Source organism: Yinghuangia seranimata, from assembly GCF_029953285.1.
Taxonomy (GTDB): domain Bacteria; phylum Actinomycetota; class Actinomycetes; order Streptomycetales; family Streptomycetaceae; genus Yinghuangia; species Yinghuangia seranimata.
In genome coordinates, this window is record NZ_JASAOI010000058.1 from 35,476 (window position 1) to 51,290 (window position 15,815).

Below are 15,815 nucleotides of genomic sequence, written 5' to 3' on the forward strand. Positions count from 1 at the left end.
CTAGTAGCCGGCGGTCGGGTCGACGGTGTTGCGGAGCGGTTCGCCGGCGAGGTACCGCGCGAGGTTCTCGCGGAAGAGCCGGAACACGCCGGTGAAGTGGTCGCGGGCGTCGCTGGAGCAGTGCGCGGACAGGTAGAGGTTGGGGGCGTCCCACAGCGGGTCGTCGGCGGGCAGCGGCTCGGTGCGGGCGACGTCCAGCGCGGCGGCGCCGAGGCGGCCGCTCTCCAGCGCCTTGATCAGGTCGTCCTCGACGACGAACGAGCCTCGGCCGACGTTGCAGTAGAACGCGCCGGGGCGCATGGCGGCGAAGGCCGCGGCGTCCATGGTGTCGACGGTCTCGGCGGTCTCGGGCGCGGCGGAGACGACGGCGTCGCAGCGGCCGAGCATGTCGTGCAGGTCCTCGGGGCGGAACAGCCGGTCGACGTTCGGCGCGGGGACGTCCGTGCGGCGCCGCGTCGCGTACACGGTCATGCCGAACGCCTGGGCCCGCTTGGCGATCTCGCCCCCGATGCCGCCGACGCCGACCAGGCCGAGCGTGCGCCCGGAGACCAGCGTCCCGAAGACCGCCTTCCAACGGTGCTCGCGCTGCCGTTCGTCGAGCTCGCGGTGCCCCTTGAAGTGGGCGAGCAGGCGGGCGAACGCGAACTCGGCGATCGGGACGCCGTTGACGCCCGCGGCGGTGGTGGCGGCGACGCGCGGCGTCGGCAGGCCCGCCGAGACCAGTTGGCCGTTGCCGGCCGCGACGCTCTGCACCCAGCGGAGCCGGGGCGCGGCGTCGGCGACGTCGAACGGAAGGTCGGCGACCAGCGCGACCTCGATCCGTGCCAGCGCCGCCCGCTGATCCTCGGTCAGTTCCGGGGCGAGGGCGCGCAGTCCGGGGTCGGCCGCGGAGCCGGGGCGGCCGCGGGCGGTGCGCAGCGCGTCGTCCTCGACGTACCGGCAGTCGACGATCTCGACGCGCGGGTCGAGCGCGCGCAGCGCGGCGAGGTCGGCCCGGTAGGCCTCGGCGGGTCTGATGTCCCAGCGCGGCGGGTACATGATGCCGACGACCAGGGGGTTCATGTGGTGCTTCCTTTCGGCGCGGGGGTGCGGAACTCGAGTCCCTTGCGGGCGTCTTTGAGGACGCCGGGGCGGTGCGTGGCGGCGAGCGCGCTGTCGAGGTAGCCGGGGGCGTCGACGGTGTCGACGAACCAGCCGGTGGGGCACATGGTGAGGATCTCGACGAACGAGAAGCCCAGACCTTCGCGTTGGGTGCGGAAGGCGTCCTTGATCATGCGGTTGGTGCGGGTGATGTTGACGGCGTTGTTGACCGCGCCGCGGGCGACGTAGGCGGCGCCGTCGAGCGCCGCGACGAGTTCGGCGAGCCGGATGGGGTGGCCGTGCCGCGCCGCGTCCCGGCCCTCCAGGGTGTTCTTGGTGCGTTGGCCCAGGACGGTGGCGGCGGTCATGTGGCCGCCGGTCTCGCCGAAGACGCCGTTGTTGAGCATGAAGCAGGTGACGTTCTCGCCGCGTGCGGCGGTGTGCAGGACCTCCTGCAGGCCCTCGTTGACCATGTCGCCGTCGCCCTGCACGGTGAAGACGAGGGTGTCGGGGCGGCAGCGCTTGACGCCGGTGGCCAGCGACGGGGCGCGGCCGTGCAGCGCCTGGAGCACCTCGATGTCCAGGTTGTTGGAGTAGGCGGTGTAGCAGCCGATGCCGAACACCGCGATGGCACGGGACACTTCGCCGAGCTCGTCGACCTGCTCGACCATCGACCGCATCGCGATCGGCTCGCCGCAGCCGGGGCACAGGTGGTGGGCGCCGACGTCGATGAGCGCGGGCGTGAAGTCGTGCAACAGCCGTGCGGGGGCGTCGGGTGGGGCGTCGGTGTCGACGAAGACCGGTAGGCGGGTGCGGTGTTCGGGTTCGGGCGGGGTCACGGCCGGCTCCTCGGGTGCTCGCGATGCGGCGGCTCGGGCTCCGGCCCGCGTCGGCGACCCGTCACGGCGTCGTGGAGATCGGCGATGCGCCGCTTGAGCAGCGCGACGTCGAGGTCGGGCGCGATGCCGAAGCCGGACGGGTCGAGGCTGAGCCCGCCGATGAAGCGCACGTCGGCGGAGCCGAGGACGGCGAGCCGCACGTCGTCGAGCATCTGCCCCTGGTTGTTCTCGTAGACGGCGACGCTGCCCGCGCGCCGGGCGGCCTCGGCGACCACGTCGGACGGGAACGGCACGAGGGTGATCGGGCGCAGCCAGCCGATCCGCCGTCCCTCGGCGCGCAGTTCGCGCACGGCCTGACGCACGTAGCCGCCGGGGGTGCCGTACGCGATCACGACGAGCTCGGCGTCGTCGGTGAACCCGGCCTCGTGGCGCGGTGGTTCGTCGGTGACCATGCGTTCCATCGCGGCCACGTGCCGGTGGTAGAACTCGGCGAGGTCGTAGCCGGCGTCGGCGCGTCCGGCGGCGTGCCGCTGCTTGGCGTCGCTGAGCGGCGAGACGAGCTTGGCGGCGCCGGTGCCTCCGGTGGAGCCGTCCAGCGCCCAGTCGCGCGGCGGGAGGGGGCCGAAGTCGAGCGGCGTGACGGAGACGGACTGGTGGGTGTGCGCCAGGTAGTAGTCGCCCATGACCAGTACCGGCGCGCGCCACTTCTCGGCCAGGTGGAAGGCCAGCTGGGTGAGTTCGGCGGCCTCGGGGACGCCGCACGGCGCGAGGACGAGGTGCCGGTAGTCGCCGTGGCCGCCACCGCGGGTGGCCTGGAAGTAGTCGCCCTGGGCGCGGGCCATGTTGAGGACGACCAACGGCAGCCTGGAGTACACGATTTCGGCGAGCGACTCCTGCATGAGCGACAGGCCCTGCCCGGTGGAACCGGTCGCGGCGGGGGTGCCGGTGGCGGCCGCGCCCCACGCCATGCCGACGGCTTCGAGCTCGCTCTCGGCGTTGACGCACACACCGCCGACGTCGGGCAGCCGTGCCGCCATGGTCTCCAGGACCTCGGTGAACGGGGTCATGGGGTATCCGGCGAAGAACCGGCATCCGGCGGCGATCATGGCCTCGGCGATCGCGGCCGAGCCGGGCATGATGCGGGCGCCGGCGTGTGCGGTGGCGGTCATGCGCCGGCCTCGTGCGTCTGGGGCTGCTCGTACCGGTAGACCTGGAAGACGAAGTCGGGGCATATCGCGGTGCACGCCTTGCAGGCGATGCAGCCGGGCAGCAACCGCGGGTAGCGGTAGCCGCGTTCGTTGACCTGATCGGTCGTCATGCGCAGGACGCGCGGCGGGCACGCGTCGATGCACAGCTCGCACCCTTTGCACGCCTCGGTGTCGATGACGAGGGTGCCGAGGCTGTCGGTCATACGGGTGCCTCCTCGGGCGTGTGCTCGACCGCCCACGCGTCGACCAGCGGTAGGGCGGCGGCGTGTCCGGCGCGCAGCGCGGCGCGGTTCACGGCGAGGTGCCGGTGGCGGTACGGCGGCAGCACGTCCGGCAGAACCGCGTCGAGCGTGTCGAGCCGGACGACCGCGGTCGCGGCGGCGTAGGCGCCGAGCGCGACCATCGTGACCGCGTTGGTGCTCCCCGCGGCGGCGGCGATTTCGGTGGCGGGGATCCGGACGACGGGCCCGGGGTGGTCCGAAGCGGCGACGCACAGCGTCGTGTTGAGGACGAGGACGCCGTCCGGCCGCAGCCGCGCGAGGGGGCCCGCCGCGTGCGCCGGGTGCAGGACGAGTGCCGACCAGGCGGACCCGACGGTCGGCGGGGACTCCACGGGGGCGTCGCCGAGCACCAGGGTGGTCTCGGAGTTGCCGCCGCGCATCATGCCGCCGTACGAGCCGAAGAACATCGCGTGGCGGCCTTCGGCGAGCGCCGCGTGGGCGAGCAGTTCGGTGCCGAGCTGGACGCCCTGGCCGCCGATGCCGGTCCAGAGGATCTCGCGTTGCACGCGCGCCTCCCGGGCTGGGAACAACTGCAACAACTATGAGAACGTTGTTCTGAACAGTAGCGTGGCGTGTTCTGAACGGGAAGGGGCGTGACCGGTGACGGGCGAGGACGGGACGGCAGGCGGCCGCGGAGCCGACGCGCGTGAGGCCGCTCCGGCGCCCGTCGGGCTGGTCCGCGAGGCCGTGCGCCGCCCGCTCGCCGCGCGCTGGGCGGTCTACACCGAAGAGGTGCAGCGCCTGGTCGACGCGACGTACCGGGTCGTCGAGCGCACCGGCAGCCTCGACCCGACGGTGCGCGAGATCCTGCGCGAGGCCGGCCTGTCCAACCAGGCCTTCTACCGGCACTTCCGGTCCAAGGACGAGCTGCTGGTCGCGCTGCTGGACGACGGGCGCCGCAGGATGGCCGAGTACCTGCGGCGGCGGATCGCCGGAGCCGCTCACCCGGCCGGGCAGGTGCGGGCCTGGATCGAGGGCGTGCTGGCCCAGGCGGGCGACCCCGTCGCGGCCGCCCGCACGCGGCCCTTCCTGGCCCACCAGGACCGGCTCGCGGAGCTGTTCCCGGACGAGCAGCGGCAGTCCGCGGAGGCCATGCTGGAGCCGCTGCGCGAGGTCCTGCGGCAGGCGTACGCCGAGCGGGCCGCGCGGCCGGCCGTCGGCGACCCGGCCGCCGCGCCCGACGCCGACCCGGCCGCCGACACCGCGACCGACCCCGCCACCGCCCCCGGGCTCGATCCCGACGCCGACGCGACCGCCGTCTACCGCCTCACGCTGGCCTGCCTCCACGACCACCTGCGCGCGCGTACCGCGCCCACCCCGGCGGAGACCGCCCACCTCGTCCGCTTCGCGTGCAACGGCCTGGGCGTTCCAGTTTCCTGACGCTCAGTCAGTCGATGTGACGGGTCCGCCCCCGACGGCGCCACCGAAACGGTTTGCGTGGCCCGATACAGTGTGCGCGTGAGGTAGCTCACAGAATCGGCTCTATCGATGACAGTACGTCGCCGATTCTGAGCCCACTGTGATTCAGTTTCCCTGGAATCGGCCGATACCTGTTCAGAAGATGCTCACGGCCAAGAGCACCGACGAACGAGAGAACCACCCCAGAAGCACTGTCGCCGACGCTCGGGGAGACCGATGACCGCCGAGACGGAAACACACGTCCGGTTGGCGACCCTGCGCCTCCTCTACCGGGTCGTCGCGGACCTGAACGCCACCCGCGACCTGCGCGACACGCTGCAGGCGGTCGCCGACGGGGTCGTCTCCGGGCTGGGCTTCGGCGCCGCCGCGGTCAACCTGGTCCGTGCCGACGGCGACCTCGAGGTCGCCGCGGTCGCCGGGTCCGAGGACCTCGCCGCCGCCATGGCCGGCCAGATCGGCCCCCGCACCGACTGGGAACGCCTCCTCGACAGCGCCGAACGCTGGGGTCCGCTGCGCTTCCTGAACCACCGTCAGGGTCCCGCCGACCCGGGCCGGGTGCCCAGCTGGGTGCCGGACATCCCGATCAGCGACCACCCGGACGCCTGGCACCCGTACGACGCGCTCCTCGCCCCGCTCACCACCCCCGAGGGCGACCTGGTCGGCGTGCTGTCCGTCGACCTGCCCGTCGACGGCCGCCGCCCCGGCCCGTGGCGCTGCGAAGTGCTCGGCATGTTCGCCGCACAGGCCGCCATCGCCGTCGACAACGCCCGCCTGCGCAGCGAGATGGTCCGCGCCCTCGCCCGCCTGGAGGACGAGCAGCACGCCTTGCGGGCCAGCGAGGAGAGCTTCCGCCACGCCTTCGAGTACGCCCCCAGCGGCATGGTCATGACGGGGGTCCGCGGCCACGACCGCGGCAGGCTCCTGCGCGCCAACGACGCGCTGTGCCGCATGCTCGGCTACCCCGCCCCCGTGCTGCGCCGCCTCGGCCTGGCCGCCGTCGTCCACCAGGACGACCGCGACCTGCTCGCCGGGCACCTGGGCGGCTCGGCGCCCGTCGAGGGCTGCACGGAACTGCGGTTGGCGCGCAGCGACGGCACGTACCGCTGGGTGTCGCTGCGCACGTCCCACGTCGGGGACGGCGACGGCAATCCGCGCTTCCTGCTCACCCACGTGGAGGACGTCGAGGACCGCAGGCTGCGCGAGCAGGCCCTCGTGCACCAGGCCAGCCACGACCCGCTGACCGGGCTGCCCAACGGCCGCGAGCTGCGCGCCCGCCTCGACGCCACCTTCACGCGCGCGCCGCAGCTCGCCGACCTGCCCGCCCATCTGGCCACCGTCGAGGTCGGCACGGCGGCCGCGGTGGCGGGCGACGGAAAGGGCCTCGCCCTGCTGTTCTGCGACCTGGACGGCTTCAAGCGCATCAACGACGAGTACGGCCACCACATCGGCGACGTCGTGCTGGTCGAGGTCGCCCGCCGGCTGACTGCGGCCGTCCGCGAAGGCGACACCGTCGCCCGGCTCGGCGGCGACGAGTTCGTCGTCCTCGCCGACGGGATAGGGCGGGACGAGGCGCACGACCTGGCTGTGCGGCTGCGCCGCGCGCTGTCCGTGCCGATCCGTGCGGAGGGCGAGACGGTGCCGCTCGACGGTGCGAGCTTCGGTATCGCGTGGGCGGATTCCACGATGACGCCGGACGATCTGCTGCGGGTCGCCGACGAGCGGATGTACCGGCAGAAACGCGGCCGCGAGCGGGCCCAGCGGCGGGCCGGTTGAGCGGGCCGGGCGGCCGACGTGACCAGGCGGTATCGGCGTCGCGGCGGGGGGTGGCGACGCGGGGGTGGCGGGGTCGTCGGGCCGTGCGGTTGGGGCCGTCCGGTGGAATCGTCAGGCGGACGTTTGTCGTCCAGGCGATGGACTGTGGCCATCCTCGGGCCCGTCGCCCGTTAGTGTGATGCGTCAGCCTGTCGTCGGAGCCCGGCCCGGCTCGAGTGGGATCGGGCCTCGCGCGGCAGGCGGTGCAGCCGCACACAGTCTCACAGGAAGGGCGAGAACCCGATGACGGTGGGTAACGAGGGAGAGCCGGACGACCCGTACGGCTACCTCTACCGCCCCGGCCCGGGTGACGCGCCAGCCGGGAGCCAGAGCGCACCTGCGGGGTTCGGAACGTCGCCGTACGTGCAGGTCGGCCAGACCAGGTACGGGCAGCCGCCGCCGCCATACGTCCCGTCGCCCGACGCCCAGGCGACCCAGGCCGTCCCGGGCGTCCACCCGGACCAGCAGCAGACGGTCTACCAGCCCGCGCAGCCGGGCGGACCGGGGCAGCCGCCCGCGGTCCCGGGGCAGCGCCGCGAAGGCGGCGGGCACGGCAGCGGCGGTTCGCGCGGCGGCCGCGGCCCGGTGATCGGCGCCGTCGTCGCGATCGTGGTGGTGATCGCGGTGATCGCGGCCGTGATGGCGCTGAACGGGGGCGGCGACGACAAGAAGAAGGCCGCTCCGCCGCCGTCCACGCCTCCGGGCAGCAGCGCCGCGTCGAGCGCGCCGCCGAGCAGCGCCCCGCCGTCCTCCGCGGCGCCGACCAAGTTCGGTGAGACGGAGGCCGAGACCGCCCAGCTCGCGGGCGGCGCGGTCGTGGCCAACAACGCGCAGAAGTTCAGCGGGTCCGGCTTCGTCGCCGGCCTGACGCAGCCCGGCGCGTCGATCACGGTGTCGTTCGACGCGCCCTCCAAGGGCAGCTACTCGCTGTACGTGCTCTACGCGAACCCGGACCCGACGAGCACCTCCGGGCAGCCGAACCGGCCCAAGAAGACGATGACCGTCGTCGCCAACGGGTCGAACAAGTACGGGCAGATCAACCTGTACGGCACCGGCAGCCCGGACAGCTGGTACACCACCTACCGGACGATCGACCTCAACGAGGGCCCGAACACGGTCACCCTGGCCTGCCAGCCGGGTGACTCCTGCAACGTGACCGTCGACAAGATGTGGGTCGGCGCCAACAAGTCCTCGTAGGCGCACGGACACGGGAGCCGGAGGGCGTGGTTCAGCCCTCCGGCTCCGTCGTGTCCGGGGTCTCGGCGTCCGCCTCGACCCGCTCGTCGTCGGCGGCGACCCCGATCACCAGCAGGTCGCCCGGCACCAGGTCGAAGTGGGCCGCGGCATCGGCCCCGTTGCACACCAGCGCGACGCGGTCGGACGAGTCGACCAGCACCGCGGGGGTGCCGCGCGGCACGTGCCCGAAGGTACCTACGTAGTCGACGCGCCGGTCCTCGTGCGGTGTGCGCACGGCCAGTTCGGTGCCGGGCGCCGCGCCGATCTCGTCGAGCCGTGCGGCGTCGAGCGACGTCTGCACGTTGCCGAACCGGTCGACCGCCAGCACCTCGCCGTGCGCGCGCCGGTCGGCGACATAGGCGACCGGCTCGGGCAGCCGCACCAGTTCGTCGACCGGGACGGGGGGCCCGACGCTGTGCGGCGGCGTGCCCAGCGCGAGGTGCGCGGCGACCGGCGCGAAGACGTCGCGGCCGTGGAACGTCGCGGAGACGCGCGGCAGCATCAGCGCACGCTCGGTCAGCTCGTACGCCGCCACCGCGCCGCCCAGCGCGTCCGCCGCCCACATCAGCAGCCCGTTGTCCGGCCCGACCATTAGGTGTTCGGCGGTCCGCACGAGCACGCCGCGCCGCAGGGTGCCGACGCCGGGGTCGACGACGGCGACGTGCACGCCGGGCGGCAGGTACGGCAGCGTCTGCGCGAGCACGACCGCGCCGCGCCGGATGTCGCCCGGCGGCACGGCGTGCGTGATGTCCAGCACCGGAACGGCGGGCGCGATGCGGGCGATGACGCCGTGGCACGCCGCGACGAAGCCGTCGGTGAGGCCGTAGTCGGTCAGGAACGAGATGCGCGGCATGCGCTCACGCTACGTGTGCGGGCGCGGCGGTCGGGCGCGACGCACCGGAACGGCGGCCCCGACCGGGCACCTTGCCGGATCAGGCACGCAGCCCGGACACGCGCACGCCGCCGGACGCGGGCGTCACTTCGCGGGTGAGGGCCCGTTCGACGGCGTGCCGGTGCTCGGGTCGGCCGGTGCGTCCGCGCCCTTGGTGGCCTTCGGGCGCAGCGAGTAGGCGATCGCGGTCGCCGCCTCGGCGTCCTGGTCGGTGGCCGCGACGACGTGCAACTCGTCGTCGTCGCCGGTCAGTCCGGAGATCTGCGGGAGCCGCGCGTTGAAGCGCCACCGGAGCCTGCCGGTCTTCGCGTCGACGCCGAGGACCGCGCCGTTCTTGCCGTCGCCGTCCGACATGCCGACGCACACCACGTCGTCGACGACCTGCGGTTCGGACAGCCAGCCGGTGCCCCCGGTCTCGAACGTCCACAGCGGGGCGCCGGTGCGGACGTCGACCGCGTAGACCCGGCCGGTCCGCTTGAAGCCGCCCTCGGGCGCGGACGGCGTGGCGGTGGGCGACGCGGTGCCGGACCCGCGCGGGACGGTGCCGGACTGCTGGCTGGTCGGCGTGCAGGCGACGTACGCGGCGTCGCCGGAGACGACGATGTCGCTCGCGTTCCGCTCCTGCGGCGCGAACTGCCACCGCAGGCCGCCCGTGGTGGCGTCGAACGCCTGCACCCACGCGGAGGTCTTCTCGGAGTCGCTGCCCGAGGTCACCACGAGGACGTAGCCGGTCGCGGCGTCCGTCCTGGGCACCGAAGGGCCCCAGCCGGCGGGCAGGTCGGTGGTCCGCCACACGGGCTTGTGGTCCGCGGCCTTGCCGAGGTCGAGGGCGGTCAGCGTGCGGTTCTCGGCGTAGGCCGACGACGAGGACGAGGTGCTGCACCGCAGGAAGGCCTTGCCGTTCAAGACCGCGGGCGAGGCGCACCACTGCTCCTTGGCCGCGCTCCAGGTCCACCGCGTGTCGCCGTTGGCCGCGTCGAGGGCGTACACCGCGGCGTAGGCGTTGCCGTAGGAGCCGGTCGGGGGCTGGCAGGCGACGACGAGCGTCTTGGTGGCGTCGTCGTACCAGGGGATCTGCATCTCCGGCGTGTTCGAGCCGGGCGCGGCCCGCCACTTCGTGGCGCCGGTGCGCGGGTCGAGGGCCAGGATCTGGGCGGTTCCCGCGTCGCTGCTGGAGCCGGACTTGGTCCCGACGCACACGAACAGCGCGCCGCCCTTGGTCTCGCGCGCGAGGTGCATGCTCGTGGTGGCGAAGTCCTGCTGCCACAGCGGGGTTCCGTCGGCGAGGGAGAGCGCGTAGAGGGTGTGGGCCTTGGTCTGGTCGTAGCTGTTGGCGGCGTCGCTCCACGCCACGACGTAGACCGCGTCCGGGCCGACCACCGGTGCTCCGGCGTACCGGCCGCGCAGGCTGCGCGACCACGCCTGCTGACCCTTGTCCAGGTCGATCGCGACGACACCGGACGCGACCGAGCCGTTCTTCGACACGGCGCCGTCGGCCGCGACGACCAGCAGGTTCCGGTCCGGCTTGGCGGACGTCACCAGGACCGACTCGGCGTTCTGCAACTGGCCGAGCGGGAACCGGCCGGCTATCAGGCCGCTGTCGGACGAGCCGCCGGACAGCGCCCAGCCGGCCGCACCGCCCACCGCCGCGACGCCCACGACCGCGCCGCCGACCAGCAGCGTGCGGCGGCTCAGGCCGCCGCGCGCCGACGCGTCCGCGGCCGTGCCGGGCGGGCCGATCACGACCGGGGCGTCCGTGGCCGCCTGCGTCAGCGCGGCGGTCGGCGGCGTCGTGGGCGGCGCCTCCGGGGGCCTGGGTCCGGGGAGCGGCACGGTCACGCCGGGCGGCGGTGCCGGCACCGTGCCGTCGGTCGGCGCGACGGCCGCGAGCGGCGTGACGGCCGCGGTGGGCGCCGCGGCCGGGTCGAGGGCCTCGGTGGCGACGTCGTCGCCGTTCGCGTCGGGGCCGAGCGGGTCGGGGCCGATCGGGTCCGCGTTCTGACGTCGGATCAGCTCGGCGGCGAGCTCCGCGGGCACCCACGCGCCGCCCGCCGCGGCCGCCGCGACGTCCGCGTCGCCGACAGTGCGCTGCAGGATGTCGGTCAGCGCGGGCCGCGCCGCGGGGTCCTTGGCCAGGCAGTCCACGACGAGGCCGCGCAGCCCCTCGGGAACCCCGTCGAGGTCCGGTTCGCCGTGGATGATCCGGTACATCAGCTGGATCGGGCTGTGCGCCGGGCCGGAGAACGGCGCGCGGCCGGTCGCCGCGTACGCCAGCACCCCGCCGAGCGCGAAGACGTCGCTGCGGTAGTCCACCTCGCCCGCCGCGCCGGCCTGTTCGGGCGACATGTAGCCGGGCGAGCCCACCGCGCCGCCGGGCGAGGTCAGCGCGTGCGTCATGTCCGCCGCGTACGAGATGCCGAAGTCGATGACGCGCGGCCGGTCCCGGCCCAGGATCACGTTGGACGGCTTGAGGTCGCGGTGCACCAGGCCCGCGCGGTGGATCGCCATGAGCGCCTCGACCAGCTGCGCGGCCAGCACGCGGACGGCGCGCTCGGGCAGCGGGCCGTACCGGGCGACCGCCTCGGACAGCGGCATGCCGGTCAGGAACTCGGTGGCCAGCCACGGCGGGTCGGAGTCCGGGTCGGCCTCCGCGATGGGCGCGGTCCACGCGCTGTCGACGCGCCGCGCGGCGGCGACCTCGCGGCGGAACCGGTCGCGGAACCCGGGGTCGTGCGCGTACTCGGGGCGCACCGTCTTCACGGCGGCGCGCAGCCCCGACGGGGAGACGCCGAGGAACACCTCGCCCATGCCGCCCTCGCCGAGCCGACCGCGCAACCGGTACGGGCCGAGCTGCCGCGGATCCCCCGGGCGCAGCGCCTCCATGACCACCCATCCCCGTTCGGCTGTCCGCCTCCTTCGCGCGTGTGGTCCGGCGGAGGACGACCGCCAGCGTATCGGCGGTCGACGCGCCGGGGACGGCCCGGCGGTCGCGGGCCGTCCCGGCGGGGTGGTCTGACGGAGGTCCCTCACGGCGGCCCGGGGGCGGGCCGTCACTCGGGCTCGTGGGCCTCCGTCAGGTCGCCGGACGCCAGGCTCGGCCCGGACTGGGCGTGCCTGCGCGCCGGTTCGCGTCCGGGCGGCTGGCTGAGCCGCTCCAGCGGCACCGGCCTCGGGATGGGGCGGCTGAGCGGCTTGCCCGGCAGCACGAGCAGTTCCTCCTCGTCCTGCACCACCTTGATCGCGTCGCCTTCGAGGAGCGTGTAGGTGGCCTGCGCGCGGGTGATCTCGGTGCGCAGCACGATCTTGCCGCGCAGCCGCATGGAGAACGCCACGCGCGTGAGGCCGGACGGCAGGCGCGGCCGGAACACCAGGTCCTCGTCGTGGTCGCGCAGCCCGCCGAAGCCCGCGACCAGCGCGATGCACGCGCCCGCGAGCGACGCCATGTGCAGGCCGTCGCGGGTGTTGCCGCCCAGGTCGTGCAGGTCCATCAGGGCGGCCTCGGCCAGGTAGTCGTACGCCAGGTCCAGGTGCCCGACCTCGGCCGCGATGACCGCCTGCGTGCACGCCGACAGCGACGAGTCGCGGACCGTCAGGCGCTCGTAGTACGCGAAGTTGCGGGCCTTCTCCTCGGCGGTGAACGCGTCGCCGCGCACCTGCATGGCCAGCACCAGGTCGGCCTGCTTGACGACCTGCTTGCGGTACAGGTCGTAGTACGGGAAGTGCAGCAGCAGCGGGTACTTGTCGGGCGGCGTGTTCTCGAAGTCCCACATCTCGTGGTTGGTGAAGCCCTCGGCCTGCGGGTGGACGCCCAGCTTCTCGTCGTACGGGATGAACATCGCGGAGGCGGCGTCCCGCCACTGCGCCATCTCCTCGGTGTCGACGCCGAGTCGGGCCGCCTCGTGCAGGTGCCGGGTCGCGGAGTCGGCGGCGGCGCGCAGGTTCGCCTGCGCCATGAGGTTCGTGTAGACGTTGTTGTCCGCGATCGAGCTGTACTCGTCGGGCCCGGTCACGCCGTCGATGCGGAACCGGCCCTCGGCGTCGTGGTGGCCCAGCGAGCGCCACATGCGGGCGGTCTCGACCAGGATCTCCATGCCGAAGTCGCGTTCGAAGTCGGTGTCGCCGGTGGCCCGCACGTAGCGTTCGACGGCGCGCGCGATGTCGGCGCCGATGTGGAACGCGGCGGTGCCGGCCGGCCAGTACCCGGAGCACTCCTCGCCGCGGATCGTGCGCCACGGGAACACCGCGCCGGCCAGGCCCAGTTGCGCGGCCCGCTCACGCGCCATCGGCAGCGTGGCGTGCCGCCAGCGCAGCGCTTGGGCGACGGCCTCGGGCAGGCAGTAGGTGAGCACCGGCAGCACGAACGTCTCGGTGTCCCAGAAGCAGTGCCCGTCGTAGCCGGGCCCGGTCAGGCCCTTCGCCGGGATCGCCCGCTCCTCGGTCCGCGCGCCCGCCTGCAGCACGTGGAACAGCGCGAACCGGACGGCCTGCTGGAGCTCGACGTCGCCGTCGATCTCGATGTCGGAGTGCTCCCAGAAGTCCGCGAGGTACTGGCGCTGCTCCTCGACCAGGCCGTCCCAGCCGGTGAAGCGGGCGGCGGTGAGCGCGGCGGCGACCTGGTCGCGGACGGCCGGCAGCGAGCGGGCGGCCGACCAGCCGTACGCGATGAACTTGATCAGCCGCAGCTTCTCGCCGGCCTTCAGGACGGTCGTGACGCTGTAGCGGGCCTGGTCCTCCTCGGTCTCGATCTCGCCGAGGTACTGGTTGTCGCACTCGACGACGTGGTCCATGGAGGCCGCCACCCGCAGTCCGCTGAACCGCGTCTGGTGGACGAGGACCGCCTTGGTCCCGTTGTGCGAGTGCTGCTCGGCGACCAGCGGCGCCTCGAGCACGGCGGACGCGCGCGGGTCGCCGTTCGCCGACGGCAGCTGCTCGTTCGCGACGAGTTCGGACTGCAGGACGATGCGGGCCGGGCCGTCGACCGGCTCCACCTCGTACGAGATCGCCGCGACGGCGCGCTGGGTCAGCGACACCAGCCGGGTCGAGGTGACCTTGACGGTGCGGCCGGCCGGCGACGTCCACACGGCGCGGCGGCGCAGCAGGCCGTCGCGGAAGTCGAGGCGGCGCTCGTGCTGCTTGACGTCGCCGTAGCGCAGGTCGAACGGCTCGTCGTCGACCAGCAGCCGGATGATCTTGCCGTTGGTGACGTTGATGACGCTCTGGCCGGACTCCGGCTGGCCGTAGGCGGCCTCGGCGTACGGCAGCGGGCGCAGCTCGAAGACGCCGTTGAGGTAGGTGCCGGGCAGGCCGTGCGGCTCGCCCTCGTCGAGGTTCGCGCGCAGCCCGACGTGTCCGTTGGACAGCGTGAACACCGACTCGGCGCGGGCCAGCATCTCCAAGTCCAGGGACTGCTCGTGCAGGCCCCACGGGTCGACGGTGTAGGCGTCGTGTGCGGTCATCGCGTACCTCGATCCGTTCCGTTGCCCGAGGGGCCCGGCCCCTGCGCGGGGTCGGCCAGCAGGTCGGCCAGGTCGGCGACCACCACGTCGGCGCCGTGCGCGCGCAGCGCGTCCGCCTGCCCGACCCGGTCCACGCCGACCACCCGGCCGAAGCCGCCGGCCCGGCCCGACGCGACGCCCGCCAGCGCGTCCTCGAACACCACGGCGTTCTCGGGCTCGTAGCCGAGCTTGCGGGCCGCGGCCAGGAAGGTGTCGGGCGCCGGCTTGCCCGGCAGGTGCTCCTGCTGGGCGACGATCCCGTCCACGATCACCTCGAACATGCCGTCGAACCCGGCGGCGTGCAGGACGTCGCGGCAGTTGGCGCTGGAGGACACCACCGCGCGCGGGGCGTTGAGCTCGGCGAGGCGCCGCACGTAGGCCAGCGAGCCCGGGTAGGCGTCCACGCCCTGCTCGCGGATCATGCGCAGCACCGTGTCGTTCTTGAGGTTGCTCAGGCCCTGCACGGTGCGGGTGCCGGGCGGGTCGTCCGGGGCGCCCTCCGGGAGCGTGATGCCGCGTGAGGCCAGGAACTCGCGCGTGCCGTCCAGTCGGGGTCTGCCGTCCACGTAGGTGTCGTAGTCCGCGCCCGTGTCGAAGGGCACGAACGGGGTCCCCGTGCGCTCGGCCTCGGCGCGCAGGAAGCCGTCGAACATGTCCTTCCAGGCCGCGGCGTGCACCTTGGCGGTCTGCGTCAGCACACCGTCGAGGTCGAAGAGGAAGGCGTGGATGGCGTCCGGCAGTCCCAACATGGGCGTCGTCTTACCCCTTGCGCGGGCGATCATCCCCGATCGGGGGCAACTCGGCGTGCCTCGGATACCCGCTACGGTGGGCCCCAGCCTCGGGGAAGGGGAGGGTCGGGCATGGCGGACGTTGAGGTCACGCTGTCGCTGCCGGGTGAGCTGGTCACCGCGGTCGGCGAGGCGTCAGGGGGCGAGATCACGGCGTACGTGGTCAAGGCGCTGCGCTCGGCGCTGCTGATGGACGCGATGCGCGAGGTCGCCGACGCGGGGCATCCGCCCCCGCCGCCGGACGACGTGCTGCACGCGGCAGAGACGGACCTGCGATGAGGCGCGGTCAGGTCTGGCGCATCCCGACCGTGGGACGCGAGCGCACCGTGCTGGTCGTGGGGGCCGACGAGGTGACCGCGATGTACGGGCAGGCGTTGTGCGTCGTCGTCCACGAGCCCGGCGCGTTCCCCGAGTCGCTGGTCACGGTGCCGCTGGAGGAGCCCGTGCAGGGCGTCGTCGGCGTGCCGGACGTGGCCGGCTTCCGGCAGGCGCGCTTCGACCACGGCAAGCTGCTGGGGCGGGTCGACTCGGACACAATGGAGCGCGTCGAGATCGCGCTGCGGGCGATCCTCGAGCTCTAGGGCGTGCCTGGGGGATCTCTCCGGGCCCGCGCCGCGTGGCACGCATCCGGGCCTAGACGGCCCTCCTCACTCGCTGCGCTCGCTCCGCCGCGTTGCAGGACCTCGCGAGTACGACCGAGTACGAGCAGCCGGGCCTGGCGGCCCTCCCAAGTCCTGCGCCTCGCTCGGGAGGGCCGCCAGGCCC

At 73.9% G+C, this 15,815-nt stretch carries 14 protein-coding genes; 5 read left to right on the forward strand and 9 right to left on the reverse strand.

Annotation, left to right across the window (positions count from 1 at the left end; all coding sequences use genetic code 11):
- Genes QI554_RS34155 through QI554_RS34175 form a run of 5 tightly spaced genes read right to left on the reverse strand, consistent with a single transcriptional unit; the run spans position 1 to position 3,914 of the window.
- Positions 1-1,062, reverse strand: a complete 1,062-nt coding sequence (locus tag QI554_RS34155) for a D-2-hydroxyacid dehydrogenase (RefSeq protein ID WP_281475758.1) — start codon at positions 1,060-1,062, stop codon at positions 1-3.
- Positions 1,059-1,919 carry a thiamine pyrophosphate-dependent enzyme gene (locus tag QI554_RS34160; RefSeq protein ID WP_281475760.1) on the reverse strand — a complete coding sequence of 287 codons (861 nt, stop codon included), beginning with the start codon at positions 1,917-1,919 and terminating at the stop codon, positions 1,059-1,061. The genes QI554_RS34155 and QI554_RS34160 overlap by 4 nt, the downstream gene beginning before the upstream one ends.
- Complete coding sequence (locus QI554_RS34165; protein ID WP_281475762.1) at positions 1,916-3,088, reverse strand: thiamine pyrophosphate-binding protein; 1,173 nt, start codon at positions 3,086-3,088, stop codon at positions 1,916-1,918. The genes QI554_RS34160 and QI554_RS34165 overlap by 4 nt, the downstream gene beginning before the upstream one ends.
- Positions 3,085-3,330 carry a 4Fe-4S dicluster domain-containing protein gene (locus QI554_RS34170; RefSeq protein WP_281475764.1) on the reverse strand — a complete coding sequence of 82 codons (246 nt, stop codon included), beginning with the start codon at positions 3,328-3,330 and terminating at the stop codon, positions 3,085-3,087. Before QI554_RS34170 ends, QI554_RS34165 begins: the two co-directional genes overlap by 4 nt.
- The gene (locus tag QI554_RS34175) at positions 3,327-3,914 is read right to left on the reverse strand and encodes a 2-oxoacid:ferredoxin oxidoreductase subunit gamma family protein (protein ID WP_281475765.1); all 588 of its coding nucleotides are present in this window, start codon (positions 3,912-3,914) and stop codon (positions 3,327-3,329) included. The genes QI554_RS34170 and QI554_RS34175 overlap by 4 nt, the downstream gene beginning before the upstream one ends.
- A 94-nt stretch (positions 3,915-4,008) precedes the next feature.
- Here QI554_RS34175 and QI554_RS34180 point away from each other — a divergent pair, with 94 nt between their 5' ends.
- The 3 genes from QI554_RS34180 (at position 4,009) to QI554_RS34190 (ending at position 7,836) form a co-directional block, all read left to right on the forward strand.
- Positions 4,009-4,788, forward strand: coding sequence for a TetR/AcrR family transcriptional regulator (locus QI554_RS34180; protein ID WP_281475766.1), 780 nt, complete (start codon positions 4,009-4,011; stop codon positions 4,786-4,788).
- A 255-nt stretch (positions 4,789-5,043) separates the two neighbouring features.
- Complete coding sequence (locus QI554_RS34185; RefSeq protein WP_281475768.1) at positions 5,044-6,600, forward strand: diguanylate cyclase domain-containing protein; 1,557 nt, start codon at positions 5,044-5,046, stop codon at positions 6,598-6,600.
- A 282-nt stretch (positions 6,601-6,882) separates the two neighbouring features.
- Entirely contained in the window at positions 6,883-7,836 is a 954-nt protein-coding gene (locus tag QI554_RS34190) for a carbohydrate-binding protein (protein WP_281475769.1), read from the forward strand.
- A gap of 31 nt (positions 7,837-7,867) precedes the next feature.
- Here QI554_RS34190 and QI554_RS34195 read toward each other — a convergent pair whose 3' ends face one another.
- The 4 genes from QI554_RS34195 to QI554_RS34210 all read right to left on the reverse strand — a co-directional run bounded on the left by QI554_RS34195 (position 7,868) and on the right by QI554_RS34210 (position 15,011).
- On the reverse strand, positions 7,868-8,728 hold the full coding sequence (locus QI554_RS34195; protein ID WP_281475770.1) for an SAM hydrolase/SAM-dependent halogenase family protein: 861 nt from the start codon (positions 8,726-8,728) through the stop codon (positions 7,868-7,870).
- A 123-nt stretch (positions 8,729-8,851) separates the two neighbouring features.
- Entirely contained in the window at positions 8,852-11,650 is a 2,799-nt protein-coding gene (locus tag QI554_RS34200; RefSeq protein ID WP_281475772.1) for a protein kinase domain-containing protein, read from the reverse strand.
- A 167-nt stretch (positions 11,651-11,817) separates the two neighbouring features.
- Entirely contained in the window at positions 11,818-14,223 is a 2,406-nt protein-coding gene (locus tag QI554_RS34205; protein ID WP_281475774.1) for a glycoside hydrolase family 65 protein, read from the reverse strand.
- Positions 14,220-15,011 carry an HAD family hydrolase gene (locus QI554_RS34210; protein WP_281475776.1) on the reverse strand — a complete coding sequence of 264 codons (792 nt, stop codon included), beginning with the start codon at positions 15,009-15,011 and terminating at the stop codon, positions 14,220-14,222. Before QI554_RS34210 ends, QI554_RS34205 begins: the two co-directional genes overlap by 4 nt.
- 111 nt (positions 15,012-15,122) lie before the next feature.
- Between QI554_RS34210 and QI554_RS34215 the strand changes: the two genes are divergently transcribed.
- Together QI554_RS34215 and QI554_RS34220 are read left to right on the forward strand one after the other, a co-directional pair.
- Positions 15,123-15,329 (forward strand): hypothetical protein, encoded by a 207-nt coding sequence (locus QI554_RS34215; RefSeq protein WP_281475778.1) that lies wholly within the window; start codon positions 15,123-15,125, stop codon positions 15,327-15,329.
- Positions 15,326-15,631 carry a type II toxin-antitoxin system PemK/MazF family toxin gene (locus QI554_RS34220; protein ID WP_281475780.1) on the forward strand — a complete coding sequence of 102 codons (306 nt, stop codon included), beginning with the start codon at positions 15,326-15,328 and terminating at the stop codon, positions 15,629-15,631. The genes QI554_RS34215 and QI554_RS34220 overlap by 4 nt, the downstream gene beginning before the upstream one ends.
- Positions 15,632-15,815 lie beyond the last annotated feature (184 nt).